The sequence below is a fragment of the Microbispora sp. GKU 823 genome (assembly GCF_002027145.1).
Taxonomy (GTDB): Bacteria; Actinomycetota; Actinomycetes; order Streptosporangiales; family Streptosporangiaceae; genus Microbispora; species Microbispora siamensis.
On sequence record NZ_MWJN01000115.1, the window covers coordinates 1 to 20292 of the forward strand.

19 protein-coding genes and 3 pseudogenes are annotated in these 20292 nt (G+C 72.4%); 6 read left to right on the forward strand and 16 right to left on the reverse strand.

Going from position 1 to position 20292, the window contains the following annotated elements:
* The coding region (locus B1L11_RS37665; protein ID WP_143737835.1) for a winged helix-turn-helix domain-containing protein at positions 1-325 on the reverse strand (325 nt) is incomplete at its 3' end.
* Between the two features lie 148 nt (positions 326-473).
* Between B1L11_RS37665 and B1L11_RS55525 the strand changes: the two are divergent.
* Both B1L11_RS55525 and B1L11_RS49005 read left to right on the forward strand, forming a co-directional pair.
* A pseudogene (locus tag B1L11_RS55525) lies at positions 474-893 on the forward strand (MFS transporter); the annotation flags it as partial.
* Positions 894-1056: 163 nt separating this feature from the next.
* Positions 1057-1578, forward strand: a complete 522-nt coding sequence (locus tag B1L11_RS49005; RefSeq protein ID WP_218671551.1) for an MFS transporter — start codon at positions 1057-1059, stop codon at positions 1576-1578.
* Here B1L11_RS49005 and nadD read toward each other — a convergent pair.
* A complete protein-coding gene (gene nadD, locus B1L11_RS37675; protein WP_179155509.1) occupies positions 1557-2168 on the reverse strand; it encodes a nicotinate-nucleotide adenylyltransferase in 612 nt (203 codons plus the stop codon). The two genes, B1L11_RS49005 and nadD, sit on opposite strands and share 22 nt — an antisense overlap.
* Before the next feature lie 114 nt (positions 2169-2282).
* On the opposite strand from nadD, the gene B1L11_RS37680 reads away from it, so the two are divergent.
* Positions 2283-3293, forward strand: coding sequence for a M48 family metallopeptidase (locus B1L11_RS37680; protein WP_372974764.1), 1011 nt, complete (start codon positions 2283-2285; stop codon positions 3291-3293).
* A gap of 31 nt (positions 3294-3324) precedes the next feature.
* Here the strand turns inward: B1L11_RS37680 and B1L11_RS52965 are convergent, their stop codons facing one another.
* Complete coding sequence (locus B1L11_RS52965; RefSeq protein WP_256863234.1) at positions 3325-3510, reverse strand: hypothetical protein; 186 nt, start codon at positions 3508-3510, stop codon at positions 3325-3327.
* 119 nt (positions 3511-3629) lie between these two features.
* Between B1L11_RS52965 and B1L11_RS52970 the strand changes: the two genes are divergently transcribed.
* Entirely contained in the window at positions 3630-3767 is a 138-nt protein-coding gene (locus B1L11_RS52970) for a hypothetical protein (RefSeq protein ID WP_256863235.1), read from the forward strand.
* A gap of 341 nt (positions 3768-4108) precedes the next feature.
* Here the strand turns inward: B1L11_RS52970 and B1L11_RS52975 are convergent, their stop codons facing one another.
* Positions 4109-4933, reverse strand: a complete 825-nt coding sequence (locus B1L11_RS52975; RefSeq protein ID WP_256863236.1) for a serine/threonine-protein kinase — start codon at positions 4931-4933, stop codon at positions 4109-4111.
* A gap of 167 nt (positions 4934-5100) precedes the next feature.
* Between B1L11_RS52975 and B1L11_RS37690 the strand changes: the two genes are divergently transcribed.
* Positions 5101-5775, forward strand: coding sequence for a response regulator transcription factor (locus tag B1L11_RS37690; RefSeq protein ID WP_079320037.1), 675 nt, complete (start codon positions 5101-5103; stop codon positions 5773-5775).
* A 3-nt stretch (positions 5776-5778) separates the two neighbouring features.
* On the opposite strand, the pseudogene B1L11_RS37695 reads toward B1L11_RS37690, so the two are convergent.
* From B1L11_RS37695 to B1L11_RS37740, 10 genes and pseudogenes are all read right to left on the reverse strand, one after another.
* Positions 5779-7034 (reverse strand): annotated as a pseudogene (locus B1L11_RS37695) (glutamate-5-semialdehyde dehydrogenase).
* 14 nt (positions 7035-7048) lie between these two features.
* Positions 7049-8139: pseudogene (proB, locus tag B1L11_RS37700) on the reverse strand (glutamate 5-kinase).
* Between the two features lie 64 nt (positions 8140-8203).
* Entirely contained in the window at positions 8204-9553 is a 1350-nt protein-coding gene (obgE, locus tag B1L11_RS37705) for a GTPase ObgE (protein ID WP_079320038.1), read from the reverse strand.
* Between the two features lie 96 nt (positions 9554-9649).
* Positions 9650-9907 (reverse strand): 50S ribosomal protein L27, encoded by a 258-nt coding sequence (rpmA, locus tag B1L11_RS37710; protein ID WP_079320039.1) that lies wholly within the window; start codon positions 9905-9907, stop codon positions 9650-9652.
* Positions 9908-9952: 45 nt separating this feature from the next.
* Positions 9953-10267, reverse strand: coding sequence for a 50S ribosomal protein L21 (rplU, locus tag B1L11_RS37715; protein WP_030505848.1), 315 nt, complete (start codon positions 10265-10267; stop codon positions 9953-9955).
* Positions 10268-10455: 188 nt separating this feature from the next.
* On the reverse strand, positions 10456-13359 hold the full coding sequence (locus B1L11_RS37720) for a ribonuclease E/G (RefSeq protein ID WP_079320040.1): 2904 nt from the start codon (positions 13357-13359) through the stop codon (positions 10456-10458).
* Positions 13360-13462: 103 nt separating this feature from the next.
* Positions 13463-14179, reverse strand: coding sequence for a TIGR03936 family radical SAM-associated protein (locus B1L11_RS37725; protein WP_204048899.1), 717 nt, complete (start codon positions 14177-14179; stop codon positions 13463-13465).
* 109 nt (positions 14180-14288) lie between these two features.
* Positions 14289-16211 (reverse strand): TIGR03960 family B12-binding radical SAM protein, encoded by a 1923-nt coding sequence (locus tag B1L11_RS37730; protein ID WP_079320042.1) that lies wholly within the window; start codon positions 16209-16211, stop codon positions 14289-14291.
* Between the two features lie 49 nt (positions 16212-16260).
* Positions 16261-17142, reverse strand: a complete 882-nt coding sequence (locus B1L11_RS37735) for a phosphotransferase family protein (protein WP_179155510.1) — start codon at positions 17140-17142, stop codon at positions 16261-16263.
* Between the two features lie 76 nt (positions 17143-17218).
* Positions 17219-18295 (reverse strand): hypothetical protein, encoded by a 1077-nt coding sequence (locus B1L11_RS37740; RefSeq protein ID WP_079320044.1) that lies wholly within the window; start codon positions 18293-18295, stop codon positions 17219-17221.
* Between the two features lie 169 nt (positions 18296-18464).
* Between B1L11_RS37740 and B1L11_RS37745 the strand changes: the two genes are divergently transcribed.
* The gene (locus tag B1L11_RS37745; protein WP_143737836.1) at positions 18465-18668 is read left to right on the forward strand and encodes a hypothetical protein; all 204 of its coding nucleotides are present in this window, start codon (positions 18465-18467) and stop codon (positions 18666-18668) included.
* A gap of 66 nt (positions 18669-18734) precedes the next feature.
* On the opposite strand, the gene B1L11_RS37750 is transcribed toward B1L11_RS37745, so the two are convergent.
* Both B1L11_RS37750 and rodA read right to left on the reverse strand, forming a co-directional pair.
* Entirely contained in the window at positions 18735-18983 is a 249-nt protein-coding gene (locus tag B1L11_RS37750) for a hypothetical protein (protein ID WP_079320046.1), read from the reverse strand.
* 129 nt (positions 18984-19112) lie between these two features.
* Complete coding sequence (rodA, locus tag B1L11_RS37755; protein WP_079320047.1) at positions 19113-20285, reverse strand: rod shape-determining protein RodA; 1173 nt, start codon at positions 20283-20285, stop codon at positions 19113-19115.
* Positions 20286-20292 lie beyond the last annotated feature (7 nt).

Sequence of the window (20292 nt, forward strand, 5' to 3'; positions counted from 1 at the left end):
TCCCGCGCGCCGCGCCCGGCCCGCTCGCCGCAGCACCGCGCCAGCGCCTCGGCGAGCAGCGGGAAGCCGTCCCGCGTTCGGTCAGCGGCGTCCCTCCCGCCGCCCGGTAACGGCGCTCCCGGCCGCCGCGCCGGACCCGTACGCCGGCCAGCTCGGCCAGCCCGGCCTCGTCCAGGCAGCGCAGGTGGTGGCTGGCGAGGGCATGCGAGATGCCCAGCTCACGGGACAGCTCGGCCGCCGACATGGGCGCGCCCCACATCAGCGAGAGCATGCGCAGCCGCACCGGATGCGCGAGCGCCCTGAGCCTGGGATCCGCCTCCGCCATGGCGGAAAGTAAACACCATCACAACCCCCAAGCATTGACTTGGGGGTCGGCTGCCGCGATGATCCCCGGCATGAAAGCCGCTCTCGCCGACCGCAACGCCCGCCGTTATCTGAGCGCCGTAGTGGTCTCCGGTTTCGGCACCATGGCCATGTCCCTGGTCGCGGGCATCTGGGTGAAGTCGCTGACCGGCTCCGACAGCCTCGCCGGCCTCGCCTCCTTCTGCTTCTGGGCGCCGACGGCGGCCGGGCCCGTGCTCGGCGCGGTGGCCGACGTCCTCGGCCCACGGCCCGTGCTCGTCTGGACCAACGTCGTGATGGGCGCGGTGCTCTGCCTGCTCTTCCTGGTCCGCTCCCCCGCGCAGGTCTGGCTGCTGTTCGCGGTGCTCCTGCTCTACGGCGTGAGCTTCGTCGTGCTCGACGCGGCGGAGGCGGCCGTCCTGCCCGCGGCCGTGCCGGAGACGCTGCTGGCCGAGGTCAACGGGCTGCGTATGAGCGCGTCGGAGGGCACCCGCCTCGCCGCACCCCTGCTGGGCGCCGGGCTCTTCGCCGCCGCGGGCGGCGACGCGGTGGTCGCGCTCGACGCGGCCACCTTCGCCGCCGGCGCCTGGCTGCTCGGCACACTCGCGCCTGCCTGCCGCATCCGCCCGGCGCGCCCCCGCGGCGCGTGGCTGGGCGGCCCGGACGGCGGAGGGGGCGCGCTTCCTGTTCCACGACCCGCTCCTGCGCCGCCTCGTGCTGTCCGGGGCGGCGCTGATGCTGGTCTCCGGCGTCAACGGGGCGGTCGTCTTCGCCGTGGTCGACCACGGCCTGCACCGCGAGCCGGGCTTCACCGGCGTGCTGTCCGCGATCCAGGGCGGCGGCACCGTCCTCGGCGGCCTGATCGCGGGGCCGTTGCTGCGCCGGGCCGGCGAGGCGCGGCTGTCCGTCACCGGAGGGCTCCTCTTCGCCGCCTCGGTGGCCCTGCGCGCCGCCCCCTGGGAGCCCGTCGTGATGGCGGCGAGCCTGCTGTCGGGGCTGGGGCTGCCCTGGGTGCTGGTCGCCGCCTTCACCGCCGTACAGCGGATCGCGCCCCGCGACCTGCTGGCCACGGTGTCCGCGACCGCCAACACCGTGCTGTTCGTCCCGACCGCTGTGGGGATGGCGCTCGGCGCCGGGCTCCTCGCCCTGGCCTCCTACCGTCCGGTGCTGTACGCGGCGGCGATCGCCGGCGCGCTCGCCGTGGCGTACGGACTTCAGTCGGCGGGGTCGCGGTAGAGGCCGCGCTTGTTGATGTACTGCACGATGCCGTCGGGGACCAGATACCAGATGGGCTCCCCGGCGGCCACGCGGTCGCGGCACTCGGAGGAGGAGATCGCCAGCGCCGGGATCTCGATCAGGCTGACCTTACCCGCTGGCAGGCCGGGGTCCTGGAGCGTGTGACCGGGCCGGGTGCAGCCGACGAAGTGCGCGATGGTGAACAGCTCGTCGGCGTCGCGCCAGCTCAGGATCTGCGCGAGCGCGTCGGCGCCGGTGATGAAGTACAGCTCCACGTCCGGGCCGTACGCCGCGCCGATGTCACGCAGCGTGTCGATCGTGTACGTGGGGCCCGGACGGTCGATGTCCACGCGGCTGACCGAGAAGCGGGGGTTCGACGCGGTGGCGATCACCGTCATCAGGTAGCGGTCCTCGGAGGAGGACACGTTCTGCTCGGCCTTCTGCCATGGCCGGCCGGTCGGGACGAACACCACCTCGTCCAGATTGAAGTGGTGGGCCACCTCGCTGGCCGCCACCAGGTGGCCGTGGTGGATGGGGTCGAAGGTCCCGCCCATCACGCCCAGTCGCCGGATCGCCGTCCCGTTACGCATGGAACGGACGATAACGCCCCTACCGGACCACACCGGAAACCGGCCCTCCGGTGACGGCCGGGGCTCCCCGCGGGGTCCGCGCGCGTCCGGCCCGTGAGACATAGCATGCGGAACATGACCACTCCCGATCGCAATCGCGTGCAGCTGCCCGGCATCAGCTCGCGAGCCTACGAACACCCCGCCGACCGTTCCGCGCTGGTCGCGATGCGTTCGCTCTCCGGATTCGACGCGGTGCTCAAGCGCACGTCCGGCCTGTTCAGCGAGCGCAGGCTCCGCCTGATGTTCCTGGCCTCCGCGGTGCGCACGACCGACACCCAGTTCCGCGCCCTGCACGACATGGGCCGCGACAGCGCCTACATCCTCGACCTGCACCGGATCCCCGAGATCTACGTGCAGCAGGACCCGAAGGCGTACGCGATGGCGATCGGTTTCGACGAGCCGTTCATCATCGTCTCGACGGGGCTGCTCGACCTCATGGACGACGAGGAGCTGCGCTTCGTCATCGGTCACGAGACCTCGCACATCCTGTCGGGCCACGCCGTCTACGGCACGATGCTCGAGATCCTGACCCGCCTGGCCACCCGGGTGGCATGGATCCCGCTCGGCTACATCGGCCTGCGGGTCATCGTCGCCGCCCTGGAGGAATGGCAGCGCAAGGCGGAGATGTCCGCCGACCGCGGCGGCCTGCTCGCCGGACAGGACCCCGACGCCGCGCTGCGGGCGCTCATGAAGCTCGCCGGCGGCTCCCGCCTGCACGAGATGAACATCGAGGCGTTCCTCGACCAGGCCAGGGAGTACGACACCGCGGGCGACGTGCGCGACGGCCTGCTCAAGGTCCTCAACATGCTCGGCACGACCCACCCGTTCGCGGTCACCCGCGTCGCCGAACTCGACCGCTGGCGTCGCGGCGGAGAGTACGACCGGATCATCGCCGGCACCTACCCCCGCCGCGAGGACGACGCCAACGCCAGCCTCACCGAAGAGATCAAGGCGGCGGCCAACTCCTACCGCGAGTCCTGGGCGCAGTCGCAGGACCCGTTCATCGGCGTGCTGCGCGACGTCGCCGAGGGCGCGGTCAACGCCGGCGAGCGCATCTTCAACCGTTTCGCCCGCCGCGAGAACTGAGCCGCGGCACCAGGCCGGCCCGGCAGGACCGCTAGAAGAAGAAGGCCACGGCGCGGACGGCTGCGGCGCAGAGCGCGACGAAGCCGCCCAGAACGGCAAGCGCGCGCAGGCCCTCCCGCCGCAGGCCGGGGATGGCCGCGCCCGCGCGCTCGATCTCCCGGCCGATGATCGCACCGCTGACGACGCCGAATGCGACGCCGGCGATCGTGACGGGCACCGGTTGAGACCACCACTCGGGCTCCAGGCGTGCCCCGGCGCCCACCCACAGCGCCGCGAACGCGCCGCGGCGGCGGGCAACCCGGCCACGCGACGGCCGACAGCAGCGAGCCGGCCAGCGTGAGCGGGAACGACAGCGCCCGCAGGCAGGCGCGGGCGCGGCCGGGTTTGCGGCCGCGCACGAGCCAGTGGCTGGTCCACACGGCTCTGATCACCACCGCGAGGGCCGCCGTGATCACGAAGGTGGCGAGCGGGTAGACCACCGACGCCACCACGCACGGAACGGCGAGCAGTGCGACCAGGACCAGGGCGGCGTTCCCGGTCGGGATGCCGAGCGCCCCTTCCGCCCCCTCCGGCGCGGCGGCGAGGGCCGTGGTGCCCGCCCTCTCCCGCCGGGGACGTGTGGCGGAGCCGGGGCCGCCGCGCCGGGCGGCCCGCTCGGCCGCCTTCACCGGTTCCCGCGCCGTGGTCTCGGCGCCCTTCCTGACCGGCTTCTCCTCCGTCTTGGCGGCCTTCCTGGCCACCGGCTTGGCGTCGGCCGCCACTCGCGCCCGGGCCGCCTCCGCGGTCGTACGCGTGGTGGTCTCGGCGGCGGACGCTCACCCGGCGCGCGGGAGGACTCCCCGGCCGGCCCGAGCGAGCCGGGACAGGCGGTCGGCCAGCAACGCGGCGGTCGGGCGGCGGGCGGGGTCGCGGTGCAGGGCGGCGCGGACGAGCGGCAGCAGGGCGGCAGGCACCCCCACCAGGTCGGCCTTGCCGTTCAGCACCGCGTACATCTGCGACTGGGCGGTGCCCCGGCCGAAGGTCGGCCGTCCGGTGGCGGCGAACGCCACCGTGGCGGCCCAGCCGTGCACGTCGGCGGGCTCTCCCACGGTCTCGTCGGCGAAGACCTCGGGGGCGCAGTAGCCGGGCGTGCCGAGGAACGTGCCGGTCATCGTGACCCGCGTCGCGTCGAGCACCTGCGCGATGCCGAAGTCGATCAGCACCGGCCCGTCCTCGCCCAGCAGGACGTTGGCCGGTTTGACGTCGCGATGCACGACCCCCGCCGCGTGGATGATCGCCAACGCCGACGCGAGGCCCTGCGCCAGCGCGATGAGCCGGGACTCCGGCAACGGCCCGCGGCGCCGTACGGCGTCGAGGAGGTTCTCCCCCTCGATGTACTCCATGACGAGGTACGGCCGGTCGCCGGACAGGTCGGCGTCGAGCACCTGGGCGACGTACGGGCTCTCGACCCGGCGCAGCGCCCGCACCTCGCGTTCGAGGCGTAATCGGGCGTCGGGGTCGTTCTCGATGGGGTCGCGGAGCATCTTCACCGCGACGCGGTCGCTCCGGCGGCCGACGGCGAGGTACACCTCACCCATGCCACCCCGGCCCAGCCGCTCAAGGAGCGCGTAGGGGCCGACCCGCCCGAGACGTCCAGCCATAGGAGCGCCAACCATAGCGGCCCGGGCGCCCGAATAGGGGGAGGCGCGCCGTTCCTGCTCGCGTACAAGCCGATGCCAACCGGCCCACAAGAGCGCCCCGGCAGTCTGTTCATCGACGGCGCCGGCCGGACCGCCGGCCCGCGCTCACACCGGCGAGACGAAGACAGATGACGATGACTGACTCCTCCGGCGCGATCACCATCGTGGTCGCCGACGATCACCCGCTGTTCGTCGAGGGGATCCGGTTCGCCCTGCAACAGGAAGCCGCGCAGGCGGCCGGCCTCTCCGTCGTCGGCACCGCCTGCGACGACCTCGACGCCCTGCGCCTGTGCGTACGGCTGTCGCCGCAGGTGCTACTCGCCGACCTGGCGATGCTGGGCGCCCTCGGCTCCCTACGCCGCCGCTGCCCCGCCGTACGGGTGCTCGCCCTGGGCGCCGACGACGGCGAGGCGGGCTTCCTGAGCGCGCTGCGCGCCGGCGCGCACGGCTACCTGCTGAAGGGATCGGGGCCCGCGGAGATCGCGGCGGCGGTCAGGTCCGTGGCGCTCGGGCAGGTGGTCTTCGGCGGCGGGGTGGCGCCCCGGCTCCTCGACCGTCTCACCACGCCGCAGGTCCGCAGCCCGTTTCCCGGCCTGACCCAGCGGGAGCACGAGATCCTTGAGCGGCTGGCCGACGGCAGGTCCAACGCCGAGATCGCCCGCGAGCTGTGCCTGGCCACGAAGACCGTGCGCAACCACGTGAGCAACGTGCTGACGAAGCTGGCCGCGCCCAGCCGGGTGGACGCGGCCCTGCGGGCCAGGGACGCGGGCCTCGGCTCGCGTCCCGTGCTCACCCGCGTCTGACGGTCAGGCCCGTACGTGGCCCTCGCCCGTGTAGATCCACTTGGTGGAGGTCAGCTCCGGAAGCCCCATCGGGCCCCGGGCGTGCAGCTTCTGGGTGGAGATGCCGATCTCCGCCCCGAAGCCGAACTCCCCGCCGTCGGTGAAGCGGGTCGAGGCGTTCACCGCGACCGCCGCCGAGTCCACGGTCGCCACGAACCTGCGGGCGGCCTGCTGGGAGCGGGTCACGATGGCGTCGGTGTGGGCGGAGCCGTACGTGCGGATGTGCGCGACCGCGTCGTCCAGCGAGTCGACGACGGCGGCGGCGATGTCGAGCGAGAGGTACTCGGTGGTGAAGTCCTCCTCGGTGGCGGCCACGACGTCGGCGCCGTAGGCCCGCACCCGCTCGTCCCCGTGGACGGTCACGCCCGCGTCCTTCAGCGCCGTCAGCGCCCTGGGGACGAACTCGTCGGCGATGGCGGCGTGCACGAGGAGCGTCTCGGCCGCGTTGCACACCGAGGGCCGCTGCGCCTTGGCGTTCACCAGGATCTTCAGGGCGATGTCGATGTCGGCGTCGGCGTCCACGTACACGTGGCAGTTGCCCACGCCGGTCTCGATCACCGGCACGGTCGACTCCTCGACCACGCTGTTGATCAGCGAGGCGCCGCCGCGCGGGATCAGCACGTCCACCAGCCCGCGGGCGCGCATCAGGTGCTTGACCGACTCGCGGGTCTGGCCCGGCACGAGCTGAACGGCGTCCGCGGGCACCTCGGTCGCCGCCAGCGCCTCCTGCATGACCCGCACGAGCGCCGTGTTGGAGGAGTACGCGCTGGACGAGCCGCGCAGCAGCACGCCGTTGCCGCTCTTGAGGCACAGCGCGGCCGCGTCCACGGTCACGTTGGGCCGGCCTCGTAGATGATGCCGATGACGCCGAGGGGCACCCGCACCTGACGCAGCTCCAGGCCGTTGGGCAGCGTGCTGCCGCGCACGACCTCGCCGACCGGGTCCGGCAGGTCGGCCACCTGGCGGACGGCCGCCGCGATCTTCGCGATCCGGCCGGCGTCGAGCCGCAGCCGGTCGATCATCGCCTCGGAGGTGCCGTTCTCCCTGGCCCGCTCCACGTCCACGGCGTTGGCCGCGACGATCTCGTCCGTGGCCGCCTCCAGCGCGTCGGCCACGGCACGCAGCGCCGCGTCCTTCGGCGCGCGCGGCATCGGCGCGAGCACCGTCGCGGCGTCCCTCGCCGCCCGCGCGACCTTCAGAAATTCCTCTGCCTCAGACATTGCCTCGCGCTCCGTCACTTGTGGTGGTGAACAGGCTCCAATATCACGATGTCGTCCCGGTGGATCAGCTCGCGCTCGTACTCCGGGCCGAGTGTGCTGGCCAGCTCCCGGGTGGAGCGGCCGAGCAGGTCGGGGACCTCCCCCGCGTCATAGTTGACCAGACCGCGGGCGACGACGGCGCCCGACGGCGCGCACAGGTCGACCGGGTCGCCCGCGGCGAAGTCGCCCTCGACCTTCACGACGCCCGCGGGCAGCAGGGACTTGCGCCGGTCGACCACGGCCTCGACCGCGCCCGCGTCCAGGTGCAGGCGGCCGCGGCCGGTCGTCGCGTGGGCCAGCCACAGCAGCCGGGTGCCGGGGTGACGGCCCCCGGGGTGGAAGCAGGTGCCGATGTCGGCCCCGGCGAGCGCCTGCGCCGCGTGCGCCGCCGCGGTGAGCACGACCGGGACGCCCGCGCCGGTGGCGATGCGGGCCGCCTCCACCTTGGTGATCATGCCGCCGGTGCCGACCCGGCCTGAGGTGCCCAGCTCGACGCCCTCCAGGTCCTCGGGCCCCCGGACCTCGGCGATCCGCCGGGCGCCGTCCCTGCGCGGGTCGCCGTCGTACAACGCGTCGACGTCCGAGAGCAGCACCATGCCGTCGGCGTGGGTGAGATGGGCCACCAGCGCCGCGAGCCGGTCGTTGTCGCCGAACCGGATCTCGTCGGTCGCCACCGTGTCGTTCTCGTTGACCACGGGAACGATGCCGAGCTCGAGCAGCCGGGCCAGCGTCCGCTGGGCGTTGCGGTGGTGGGAGCGGCGCATCATGTCGTCGGCCGTCAGCAGCACCTGCCCCACGCGCAGGCCATACCTGGCGAAGGACGAGGTGTAGCGGGCGACCAGCACGCCCTGCCCGACCGAGGCGGCCGCCTGCTGGGTGGCCAGGTCCTTCGGCCGGGCGCGCAGCCCTAACGGCCCGAGCCCGGCGGCGATCGCGCCGGACGACACGAGCACGATCTGCGTGCCGGCCGTGCGCCGGGCCGCCAGCACGTCCACCAGCGCGTCCACCCGGTCGACGTCGATCGTGCCCGGGGTGTCGTCAGCGACGACGACCCCACCTTGACCACCAGCCGCGCGGCCTCGCGGATCCGCTCCCTGCCTGTCACGCCATCTCCCACTCCGGCCCCCCGATCAGCCGAGCCTCGCGTCGGTGCCACGCGGGCCCATGGTCGCCTCCGTGCCCTGCGACGGCTGCCAGTCGAAGACGTAGCCGCCCTCCATCGGACCGATGATCACCTCGGCGCCGGCCGCCGCACCGGCCTTGATCAGCTCCTCCTCGACGCCGAGCCGTTCGAGCCGGTCGGCCAGGTAGCCGACGGCCTCGTCGTTGGAGAAGTCGGTCTGGCGGATCCACCGCTCGGGCTTCTCGCCGGTCACCTGGAAGCGGTTCTCGTCGATCCGGCGTACGGCGAACCCGGTCTCGCCGAGCTGCCTGGGCCGGATGACCAGCCGCGTGGGCTCCTCCACCGGGGCCTGCGCCCGCGCCGCCGCCACCATCTCCGCCATCGCGTACGCCAGGGGCCGCAGGCCCTCGTGGCTGGCCGCGGAGATCTCGAAGACGCGCAGGCCGCGCTCCTCCAGCATGGGCGTGACGATGTCGGCCAGGTCCCGGCCGTCGGGGACGTCCACCTTGTTCAGCGCGACCAGCCGCGGCCGGTCCTGCAGCGACCCGTACGCCGCGAGCTCGGCCTCGATCACCTCGTAGTCGGTGACCGGGTCGCGCCCCGGCTCGATCGTCGCGCAGTCGAGCACGTGCACGATCGTCGAGCAGCGCTCGACGTGCCGGAGGAACTCGTGACCGAGCCCCCGGCCCTCGGACGCCCCCGGGATGAGCCCCGGCACGTCGGCGACCGTGAAAACCGTCTCGCCCGCCGTCACCACGCCGAGGTTCGGGATGAGCGTCGTGAACGGATAGTCGGCGATCTTGGGGCGGGCCGCGGAGAGCGCCGCGATCAGGGACGACTTGCCCGCGTTGGGGAACCCGACCAGCGCGACGTCGGCGACGGTCTTGAGTTCGAGCACGATCTCGGCCTCGTCGCCCGGCTCGCCGAGCAGCGCGAAACCGGGGGCCTTGCGCTTGGCGTTGGCCAGCGCGGCGTTGCCGAGGCCGCCGAAGCCGCCCTGCGCGGCGACGTAGCGGGTGCCGGCGCCGACCAGGTCGACCAGCACCTCGCCGGTCCTGGCGTCCTTCACGACCGTGCCGTTGGGCACCGGCAGGACGACGTCCTCACCGTTGGCGCCGTCCCGGTTGGAGCCCATGCCCTGCTTGCCGTTGCCCGCCCGGCGGTGCGGCCGGTGGTGGTACTCCAGCAGGGTGGCGGTGTTGGGATCCACCTCCAGGATGACGTCGCCGCCGCGTCCGCCGTTGCCGCCGTCGGGCCCGCCCAGCGGCTTGAACTTCTCCCGGTGGATGGAGGCGCAGCCGTTGCCCCCGTCACCCGCCTTGATGTGCAGGACGACGTGGTCCACGAAGTCGGCCATCAGCCGCTCCCCCTCAGTGCTGTATGGAAAAACGAATGAGGCGGACCGAATGCTCGATCCGCCTCATCGCGCTGCTTGTTGGTGTCCGGGGCGGATCTACTCCGCGGCCGGGACGATGCTCACCGCGCGGCGACCGCGCTTGGTGCCGAACTGCACCCGGCCGGCGGCCAGGGCGAACAGCGTGTCGTCGCCACCACGGCCGACGTTGTCGCCGGGGTGGAAGTGCGTGCCACGCTGACGGACGATGATCTCGCCGGCGTTCACCAGCTGACCGCCGAAACGCTTCACACCGAGGCGCTGAGCGTTCGAGTCACGGCCGTTCCGGGTGGACGAGGCGCCCTTCTTGTGTGCCATGATTCACTCCCTTTCGGGGGTAAGCGGGGGTCGTCCCCCGGGAAACTACTGTCCGGGGTTGATGCCGGTGACCTTGACCTGGGTGTACCGCTGGCGGTGACCCTGGCGCTTCTTGTATCCGGTCTTGTTCTTGTACTTCAGAATCCGGATCTTCGGCCCCTTGGTCTCGCCGAGGATCTCGGCGGTCACCTGGAACCGGGAAAGCGTGGCGGCGTCGGTGGTGACATCGCCGTCGTTGACGACGAGCACCGCCGGCAGCGACACCGAGGAGCCAACCTCTCCGGCGACCTTGTCCACCTCGAGGACGTCCCCGACGGAGACCTTCTGCTGCCTGCCGCCGCAACGAACGATCGCGTACACCGCGGAACCCTTCTACTGGCTAAATGCTGAGATGCCGCGCCCCGCATCCAGCTGCTGTCGATAACACGACCGGCGATCCGGGCAGGCGCGCGAAGCCAGGCACGCCGACACCAGGCGCACCGGTTGACTAGGGTACCGGATATCCGGTACCCAGGTCGAACCGAGCGGACCGCCGGGTGACGAAGTCGTTACTCCGCCGTCTTCCTGCGGGAACGTCGCCGTCCCCGGGAAGACGACGCGGAGCCGTCACCCTCGTCGGGGGTGGTGGGTTCGGCGTCGATGGCGTCGGTGACGCTCTCGCGCACCGAGCCCGACGCCGCGGCGACGGAGCCCTCGCTCGTCGCCAGCTTCTCGGCCACGGCCTTCTCGATGGCCATCTTGCCCTGCGTGCCGCGCGGCTCGGGCTTCGCCTCGACCGGTTCGGTCGACACGATGATCCCGCGCCCGTGGCAGCAGTCGCACGGCGTGGAGAACGCCTCCAGCAGGCCTTGGCCGACCCGCTTGCGCGTCATCTGCACCAGACCCAGCGAGGTGACCTCGGCCACCTGGTGCTTGGTCCGGTCCCGCGCCAGGCACTCCAGCAGCCGCCGGAGCACCAGGTCACGGTTGCTCTCCAAGACCATGTCGATGAAGTCGATCACGATGATGCCGCCGATGTCCCGCAGCCTGAGCTGGCGGACGATCTCCTCGGCCGCCTCCAGATTGTTGCGGGTGACGGTCTCCTCGAGGTTGCCGCCCTGCCCGGTGAACTTGCCGGTGTTGACGTCGACGACCGTCATCGCCTCGGTCCGGTCGATCACCAGGGAACCGCCGGACGGCAGCCACACCTTGCGCTCCATCGCCTTGGCGATCTGCTCGTCGATGCGGTAGGCGGAGAACACGTCGGTCCCCTCCTCCCACTTCGACAGCCGCTCGGCCAGGTGCGGGGCGACGTAGCGGACGTACTCGTCCACCGTCGTCCACGCCTCGTCGCCCTCGACGACCAGGGAGCTGAAGTCCTCGTTGAAGACGTCGCGGACCACCCGGATGGTCAGGTCGGGCTCGCCGGACAGCAGTTCCGGCGGGCTGGCCGACTTGGCCTTGCGCTGGATGTTCTCCCACTGGGCCGACAGCCGGGCGACGTCGCGGCTGAGCTCCTCCTCCGAGGCGCCCTCCGCGGCGGTGCGCACGATGACGCCCGCGTTCTCCGGCATGACCTTGCGGAGGATCTGCTTGAGCCGGGTCCGCTCCTTGTCGGGCAGCTTGCGGCTGATCCCGGTCATCGAGCCGTCTGGCACGTAGACCAGGTAGCGGCCGGGGAGGCTGATCTGCGAGGTCAGCCTGGCGCCCTTGTGGCCGATCGGGTCCTTGGTGACCTGGACGAGCACCGACTGCCCGGACTTCAGCGCCGCCTCGATCCGCTTGGGCTGACCCTCCAGCCCCGCGGTGTCGAAGTTCACCTCGCCGGCGTACAGCACGGCGTTGCGGCCCTTGCCGATGTCCACGAACGCCGCCTCCATCGAGGGCAGCACGTTCTGGACCTTGCCGAGGTAGACGTTGCCGACGTACGACTGGCTGGACTCCCTGTCGACGTAGTGCTCGACGAGGATGCCGTCCTCGAGCACCGCGATCTGGGTGCGGCCGCCCTGGCGGCGCACGACCATGATCCGCTCGACCGACTCGCGCCGGGCCAGGAACTCCGACTCGGTGATGATCGGGGGACGGCGGCGGCCCAGCTCGCGTCCCTCACGGCGGCGCTGCTTCTTGGCCTCCAGCCGGGTCGATCCCCGTACGCCCTGGACCTCGTCCACCGAGGTGGACCTGGTGGCGCGGGGCGCCCGGATCCGGACGACGGTGTTCGGCGGGTCGTCGGGGGCCAGCTCGGCCTCCTCGGTGCCCCGGCGACGGCGGCGGCGCCGGCGCCTGGTGCCGGTCTGGCCCTCGGAGTCGTCCTCCGCCTGCTCGCGGTCGTCCTCCTCCGCCGACGCGGACTGCGGCTCCTCGCCCTCGCCCTCCTGCTCCTCGCCGTCCTCGGCGTCCCTGGCACGGGCGCCGCGTCCGCGTCCGCCCCTGCGGCGGCGCCGCCTGCGGCTGCCGCCCTCGGCCTCGGACTCGTCCTCGCCGGACTCGGCGGTCTCCTCCGGCTCCTCCGCCTCGTCGTCCTCGGCCGCCACCGGCTCGGGCGCGGGCGACGCGGGCCTCTGCGCGGGCACCGCGAACGGATCAGGGGCCTGGAAGAGCGGCTGGAACAGCGCCGACGGCGCCTGGAAGGTCACCGAGGGCACGGACGGCTGCCGCGCGGACAGACCGAAGGGGTCGGCCACCACGTCCGGCCGCCCGCCGTCCTCCTCGGTGTCGAGGTCTTCCAGGTCGACGTCCTCGATGTCGAGAGGCTCGTCGTCCAGCGGTTCCTCGTCGGGGAGGTTGAGCCGCAGCGCGGCGGCGACCTCCGCCTCGGCGGCGCTCATCGCCCTGGATCGTTCCGGCTCCGGCTCTTCTGCCCGGACGCGACGGCGGCGCTTCGGGGCGGCGGGCGCCTCGGCCTGAACGACCTGCGTCGTCTTCTCCGCCTGCTCCGGCTGCGGGGACGGCTCGGTCTCGTCGGTCCTCTTGCGGGTCCGGCGATGCCGAGTGGGCGCGGCCGGCTCGTCGTCCGCCGCCGGCGCCGTCTCCGCCACAGGCGTCTCCGCCGCGGCCGCCACCGTCTCCACCGTCTCCGCCGTCTCCGTCGGCGGAGTCTCGGCGACCGGCTCCTCGGCGGTCTTGGTACGGCGGCGGGTGACCCGCTTGGGCCGTTCCTTCGCGACCGGCTCCTCCTGCGCGGGGGTCCCGGCGGGCTCTTCAGCCGTCGGCGCAGTGCTTTCTGCGGCCTTCGGCGGGGTGCTCTCGGCAGCCTTCGGCTTGCCGGCCGCGGCCACCGTGGTCACCGGCGGCGGCAGGTCGTCCGGCTCGGGCGGGGGCCCGGCCGGGCGGCTCGCCGACCGGCGGCGCGGGGTCGTGGACACGCCGGACGGACCGGAGGAAACCACCTCTCCCCCAGCCTGGCCGCGTTCTTCCGTTGTCGTGTCACCGTCAAGGCTCATAGCCCCGTCAGTGGGCTCGTTGTCGAGCATGCGGGCGCTCTCCCGTCAGCCTCCGGGCACGTTTCCGCGCCGCGCGAAGGCTCTCGTCTCTCGCGGTCCGCCGGGCTTCCTGTCGGCGCCTCGGCGGCAAGTCTTATAGGTCTCCGCCTGCCCGGTCGAAGGCGAACGGGTCGGCGGGCTCACCGGTCATCGCGTCGAGCGGCCCCTGCGCCAGCCTGGTCACCGCTGCGGGTGACGGCGGCGCGAAGCCTGCCACGAGACGCAAACCCATGAGCACGTCGTCGGGCCGGACGGCAGGTGTTTCGTGCCGAACAACCATACGAAGTATGACACACGGTTGAACGGTCTCCTGACCTGCCGTAATTCCCGGCCCCTCCACGACGGCCAGCGAACGCACCGCCTGGCGGGCGTCGAACCGCCGCATTCCCTTCTTGGTCAGGCGCTCGACCTCCACCAGGTCGGCCGCGAGGAACTCCTTCACCGCCCGCTCGGCCTCGCCCGGATCGGCCCCGGGGAGCCGCAGCTCCCACATCGAGCCCTCCAGCCGGTCGGCCAGGTTCCCGTCCCGCGCCTCCACCACGTCGAGCACGTCCAGCCCCGGCGGCAGCGAGGCGTCGAGGTCGTCGCGAACCTGCCGAGGGTCGCACGGCCGGTTCACCCCGATCTCGAGGTACTCGGCCTCGCTCGCCACTCCGGTGGGGGCGGCGCCGGCGTAGGAGATCTTCGGGTGGGGGCTGAAGCCTGCGCTGTAGGCCACCGGAATACCGGCTCGCCGCACCGCCCTTTCGACGGCGCGGGAGATGTCGCGGTGGCTGGTGAAACGCAGGCGGCCCCGCTTGGCGTAGCGCACGCGCAGGCGCTGCACCGTGGGTTCGGGCGCGGGCCCGTCGGGAACGGGTTTCAGAGTTCCGTCGTCCTTCCGGTGTCGGTCGATCGTCTTTCAGGATAAGCCGTGAGCGTCAGATCACGGTGAGTGGCAGCAGTTTCCTGCCCGTCGGGCCGATCTGGATCTCCGTGCCCATCGTGGGGCAGACACCGCAGTCGTAGCAGGGCGTCCACCGGCAGTCCTCGACCTCGACCGTGTTGAGCGCGTCCTGCCAGTCCTGCCACAGCCACTCGCGGTCGAGGCCGGCGTCGAGGTGGTCCCAGGGGAGCACCTCGTGCTCGTCCCGCTCGCGCGTCGTGTACCAGTCCACGTCGACCGGCTCGTCGGCGAGGGCCCGCTCGGCCGCGGCCATCCACCGCTCGAACGAGAAGTGCTCGCTCCAGCCGTCGAACCGGCCGCCGTCCTCCCAGACGGCGCGGATGACCCTGCCCACCCGGCGGTCGCCCCGCGACAGCAGCCCCTCCACGATCGACGGCTTGCCGTCGTGGTAGCGGTAGCCGATGGCCCTGCCGTACTCCTTGTCGGAGCGCAGGGCGTCGCGCAGCGCGCGCAGCCGGCGGTCCACCGTCTCGTGGTCGCACTGGGCGGCCCACTGGAACGGCGTGTGCGGCTTGGGCACGAACCCGCCGATGGAGACCGTGCAGCGGATGTCGCGCGAACCCGTCGCCTCGCGGCCCGCCTTGATGACCTTCTTGGCCAGGTCGGCGATGCCGAGGACGTCCTCGTCCTCCTCGGTCGGGAGCCCGCACATGAAGTAGAGCTTCACCTGCCGCCAGCCGTTGGAGTAGGCGGTGGTGACCGTGCGGATCAGGTCCTCCTCGGTGACCATCTTGTTGATCACCTTGCGCATCCGCTCGGAGCCGCCCTCCGGCGCGAACGTGAGCCCGGAACGGCGGCCGTTCCTGGACAGCTCGTTCGCCAGGTCGATGTTGAACGCGTCGACCCGGGTGGACGGCAGGGACAGGCCGACCTGGCTGCCCTCGTAGCGGTCGGCGAGACCCCTGGTGACGTCGGCGATCTCGGAGTGGTCCGCGCTGGACAGCGACAGCAGCCCGACCTCGCTGAAGCCGGACTCCCTGATCCCCGCCTCGACCATGTCGCCGATCGTGGTGATCGACCGCTCCCGGACCGGGCGTGTGATCATCCCCGCCTGGCAGAAGCGGCAGCCCCGGGTGCAGCCCCGGAAGATCTCGACGCTGAACCGCTCGTGCACGGTCTCGGCGAGCGGGACCAGCGGCTTCTTCGGGTACGGCCACTCGTCGAGGTCCATGACCGTGTGCTTGAACACGCGCGTCGGCACGCCGTCGCGGTTGGGGACGACGCGCATGATGCGGCCGTCCGGGTGGTACTCGACGTCATAGAACTTCGGGACGTACACCCCGCCGGTGGAGGCGAGGCGCATCAGCAGCTCGTCGCGGCCGCCGGGCGAGCCCTCGGCCTTCCACTCGCGCAGCACCTCGGAGATCGCGATGGCGATCTGCTCGCCGTCGCCGAGCACGGCGGCGTCGAGGAAATCCGCGATGGGCTCCGGGTTGAACGCGGCGTGGCCGCCCGCCAGCACGATCGGGTCCTCGTCGGTGCGGTCCGCCGCCTCCAGCGGGATCCCCGCCAGGTCGAGCGCGGTGAGGAGGTTCGTGTAGCCGAGCTCGGTCGCGAACGACACCCCGAGGATGTCGAACGCGCGAACCGGCCGGTGCCCGTCCACGGTGAACTGCGGGACGCCCTCGGATCGCATGAGCGCCTCGAGGTCGGGCCACACCGCGTAGGTGCGCTCCGCCAGCGTCTCGGGCAGCTCGTTGAGGATCTCGTAGAGGATCTGCACCCCCTGGTTGGGCAGGCCGACCTCGTAGGCGTCCGGGTACATCAGGGCCCACCGGACGGTCGCCTCGTCCCAGTCCTTGACCGTCGAGTTCAGCTCGCCCCCGACGTACTGGATCGGCTTCTGCACCTTGGGCAGCAGCGGCTCCAGGCGGGGAAACAATGACTCGACAGACATGCATCCAGGGTATCGGCTCCGGGGAGTGGCCCCTGCGGATCTTCCTTCCTCAGAAGGGGTGCCAGATCCGGTCGTCGCCCGCGCGCAGCGAGGCCAGGCGGTGGCGCAGTTCGGCGTGCGCCGCGTCGTCCCGGTGCCCGATGCGCAGCACGGCCGTCAGCGTCTGCAGCTCCCTGATGTCGCGCAGCACCGGATAGCCCGGCCAGTCCCTGATGTCGCACCCGTACGCGTGGGCGAAGCCGTCCCGCTGCGCGTCGGACAGACCGAACCTGGCGCCCTGCAGGGTGGGCACCAGGTCGATCTCGCGCGGGCCGGCGCTGGCCGAGTCCCAGTCGCACAGCAGGATCCGGTCCGCGGTGCGGATCAGGTTGCCCCGGTGCGCGTCCCCGTGGACCAGCCCGTACGGCAGGGCGAACTCGACCCGCTCGTAGTACGCCTCCTCCAGCGCCGCGCACCGGCCCAGCAGCCACTCCCGCTCCTCGCCGTCCAGCACGAGACTGGCCCGTACGGCCCGCCGCACACGGCCGAAGGGGTCGTAGGTCGGCAGCGCGAACGGGACCGGCGGCAGGGAGTGCAGCCACCGCAGCAGCAGGCCGAGCGGGACCGGGTCGCCGTCGTCCGCGCCGTGCTCGTAGTGCCAGAAGGTCGCCAGGCAACCCTCGACGGCCAGCGGCTGACGCACGTCGAGCGGCAGCGTGACGGGGAAGCCCTGCTCATGCAGCCAGCGGGTGACCTTGAGCGAGGTGACCAGGCGGTCGTACTTGCCCGGGGTGCCGGCCTCCGAGAGGCGGACGACGACCCCCTCCCCCGGCAGGTGGTACACGGTGTTGGCGAAGCTGCGCAGCAACCGGGCCCCGTCGGCGCTCAGCCCCGCCTGGCGGCACGCCTCCGCGAGCGCGGGCGGGGTCCCGGCGACGGTGGAGACACTCATGCCACCTCCTCGCCTAGCGGCTCGGAGTCGCATGAGCGAAATGCGCTGTGTCTATTGATTCGCTCGCTCCGCTCGCTCATCGCAGATCCCCCTCACTGCCCTGTGACTTCCCCTGTGACTCCCCCAGTGACTCGGGCAGCGCCCGGGCGGCCGACTGGGGCAGGCCGGTCGCGCAGAACGACTCCAGCCGCTCGGCCAGCAAGCCGCGCACCAGGGGCCGGGTGGACTGGAGCGTCTCGGCCAGGCTGTCGATCCTGCGCTCGGGCGGCAGGGCCAGCAGCGGGGTCAGGGCCTGCTCGGCCCCGCCGGGGTCGTCCTCCATCAGGTGCGCGACCGCGAGGTGGGCCCCGGCCATCGCCTCGCAGCCGTACGACCTGTTCTGCCGGTCCTCCCGCTCGTACAGGCCGAGCGCGGTGCGGGCCTGCTCGATCGCCCGGGCGGGCTGGCCGAGGTGCAGGTGCGTGACCGCCGTGTAGTAGGCGTGCTTGGCGGGCCGGAAGGCGAACTCCCCGGCGAACCCGTCGTGCAGTTCGTCCCCGGCGCCCGACTCCCGGGCGTCCGCCGCCTTGAGCAGGTCGTCCTCGGCCTCGCGGGTCCAGCCGAGCATCGCGCCCGCCCGCGCGCGCAGCATGTGGAGCCGCGCGCCGCCCTGGCCCCGGGGCAGCTGGGTGAGACCGTCCTCGGCGTAACCCGCCGCGTCCTCGTAGCGCCGATCCCACAGCGCGACCGACGCCTGCATGCCGCGGGCCCAGCCCATGAGCGACCGGTGGCCGGCGATCCTGCCGTACGTCCACGCCGCGCGGGCGAGGGTGTCGGCGGGCACCCGGCGGCCCATGTCCATGCTCGCGTTGGCCATCAGGCCGCACAGCGCCCCCGCCAGGAAGTACAGCTCACCGGCCTGGGCCGGGTGGACGCGCCGCTCCAGCGCCCGGCGGGTCTGCTCCTGCAGCGCCCGCATCTCCACGAACAGCGGCAGCGGCGCCTCCCAGACGTACCTCCGGGACAGCCAGATCACCTGCGTGCGCAGCCGTTCCAGCGTGCTGTCGCCGACCTCGCTCGTCTCCACCCGCTCGGCGTGCTCGCTCGCCTCCTGCGCGGCGGCGCTGATCAGGTCGGGCGCGGCGGGGCGCCGCCACGCCCCGGGACGGCGCATCTCCGGGGGGCGTGTAGTCCCGGGCGAACCCGAGCTGCACCGGGCCCGTCTCGAACAGGCGGCACAGCAGGTCGGTGTAGTCGCGGTCGGGCCGGGCCCCGGCCTCCCACTCCCGCCAGGACCGCTCGCTCAGCCCCCTGCGCTTGATCTGCTCGCGATCGCACATCGCGTGGAAGCGCTCGATCGCCTCCTCGACCGTCCACCCGTACGCCAGGCGCAGGCACTTGAAACGGGTCAGCTGCGGGCAGCACAGGTGGATCTCGTCGGCGATCTGGTGGAAGACCGCGGTCGTCGGCGGCTCCCCGAGAGCGGCGAGGGTGCGCTCGCGGATGCCGCCGGCGATCTGGATGGCGGACCGGTCCCCGCCGCGTGAGGGTGTCGTCATCGGCTCTCCCAGTGGTGACACCCGCACGCTAACGCCGTAGATGTCACGAACCGGTCACCTCGCGCACTGCGAGTCGCTCTCCTCCAGCCGGAGAGGAACGACCGTCCCGCCCCGGCGCAGCTGGGCCGTGAAGAGCTGACCGCACAGGCTGGCCGGCGTCTCGGCGAACCACACCGTCGGCGGGTCGCCCGCGGCCGCGGCGGCCCAGCGTCCGCCGCCGTACACGATCCGGTAGTCGGGGAAGGCCCTGCGTAGCAGGTCAAGGGCGCGCTCGCGCTCCCGCACCTCGTCGTCCGGAGTCACCGTTCCTCCGTAATGGTTCGTTCAACCCCCGAACCTGTTCCGTTCCCATGATGTTCGCGGGCTGGTGCGGGCGCCAGTGAGAGCGAGGGTCCGCCACCCTGCGGACGGCTCTCATGCGGGCGTCACCCGTCAAACGGGCCGAGATCTGAGGTGGATCGCCTGCAGGATGGCCACCGCCGTCATGTTCGCGAACGTCGCCGTGCCGCCGTAGGAGACGAACGGCAGCGGCACACCGGTGATCGGCATGATGCCGATGGTCATGCCGACGTTGACGAGCGTCTGGAAGGCCAGCCACGCGACGATGCCGCCGGAGACGAGCGCGCTGAACCGGTCGCCGCACATCCGGGCGATCCGGGCGCCGCGCAGCAGCACCACGCCGAGCAGGGCCACCACGGTGACCGTCCCGACGAAGCCGAGCTCCTCGCCGGCGACGGTGAAGATGAAGTCGGTGTGCTGCTCGGGCACGAAGCGTCCGGTGGTCTGGCCGCCGTGGAACAGGCCCTTGCCGAACACCTCGCCCGACCCGATCGCCACCAGCGCCTGCGTGCTGTTGTAGCCCACGCCGCGCGGGTCGCTCGACGGGTCGATGAGCGCGGTGAACCGCGCCACCTGGTAGGGCTTGAGCAGCCCCAGCGACCACACCGCCGCCGCCGCGAGCGCCGCGAGCAGCACCCCGGCCACCACCCAGCGCTTGCGTATCCCGGAGAAGACGATGATCGCGCCGGTCGTCGCCATCAGCACCATCGTGGTGCCCAGGTCGGGCTGCATCATGACCAGCGCCGCCGCGACGCCCACCACCGCGAGGGACAGCGCGAGACCGGAGGCCCGCGGCCGGTCCTTGGTCTTCCCCTTCTCCGACGTCGGGGTCAGCAGCCGCGCCAGCATCACCACCAGCGCCGGCTTCATGAACTCGGCCGGCTGCAGAGCGAAGCCCCCGCCCAGGAGGATCCACGAGTGGTGGCCGTTGACCGTCGATCCCATCGGGCTGATGACCAGGATCAGCCCGATGACGGCGATGCCGTACAGGACCGGCGCGTACGTGCGCAGCCAGCGGTAGTCGGTCACCGCGATCGCGCTGTAGAGGGCCAGGCCGATGAGCAGGTTGAGCACGTGCTTCTTGGCCATGCCCGTCGGCTCGATCGACGACCACGTGCGGGTGGCCGACCACACCAGCAGCGTGCCGACCGCGCTGAGCGCGACCACCGCGCCGAACAGCAGCCAGTCCATCCGCCAGACGACCGATCCCCGGCCGACGACGCGGCTCGCGAACGACCTCCGCCGTACCCCGATGGCATCAGTCATGGCAGGC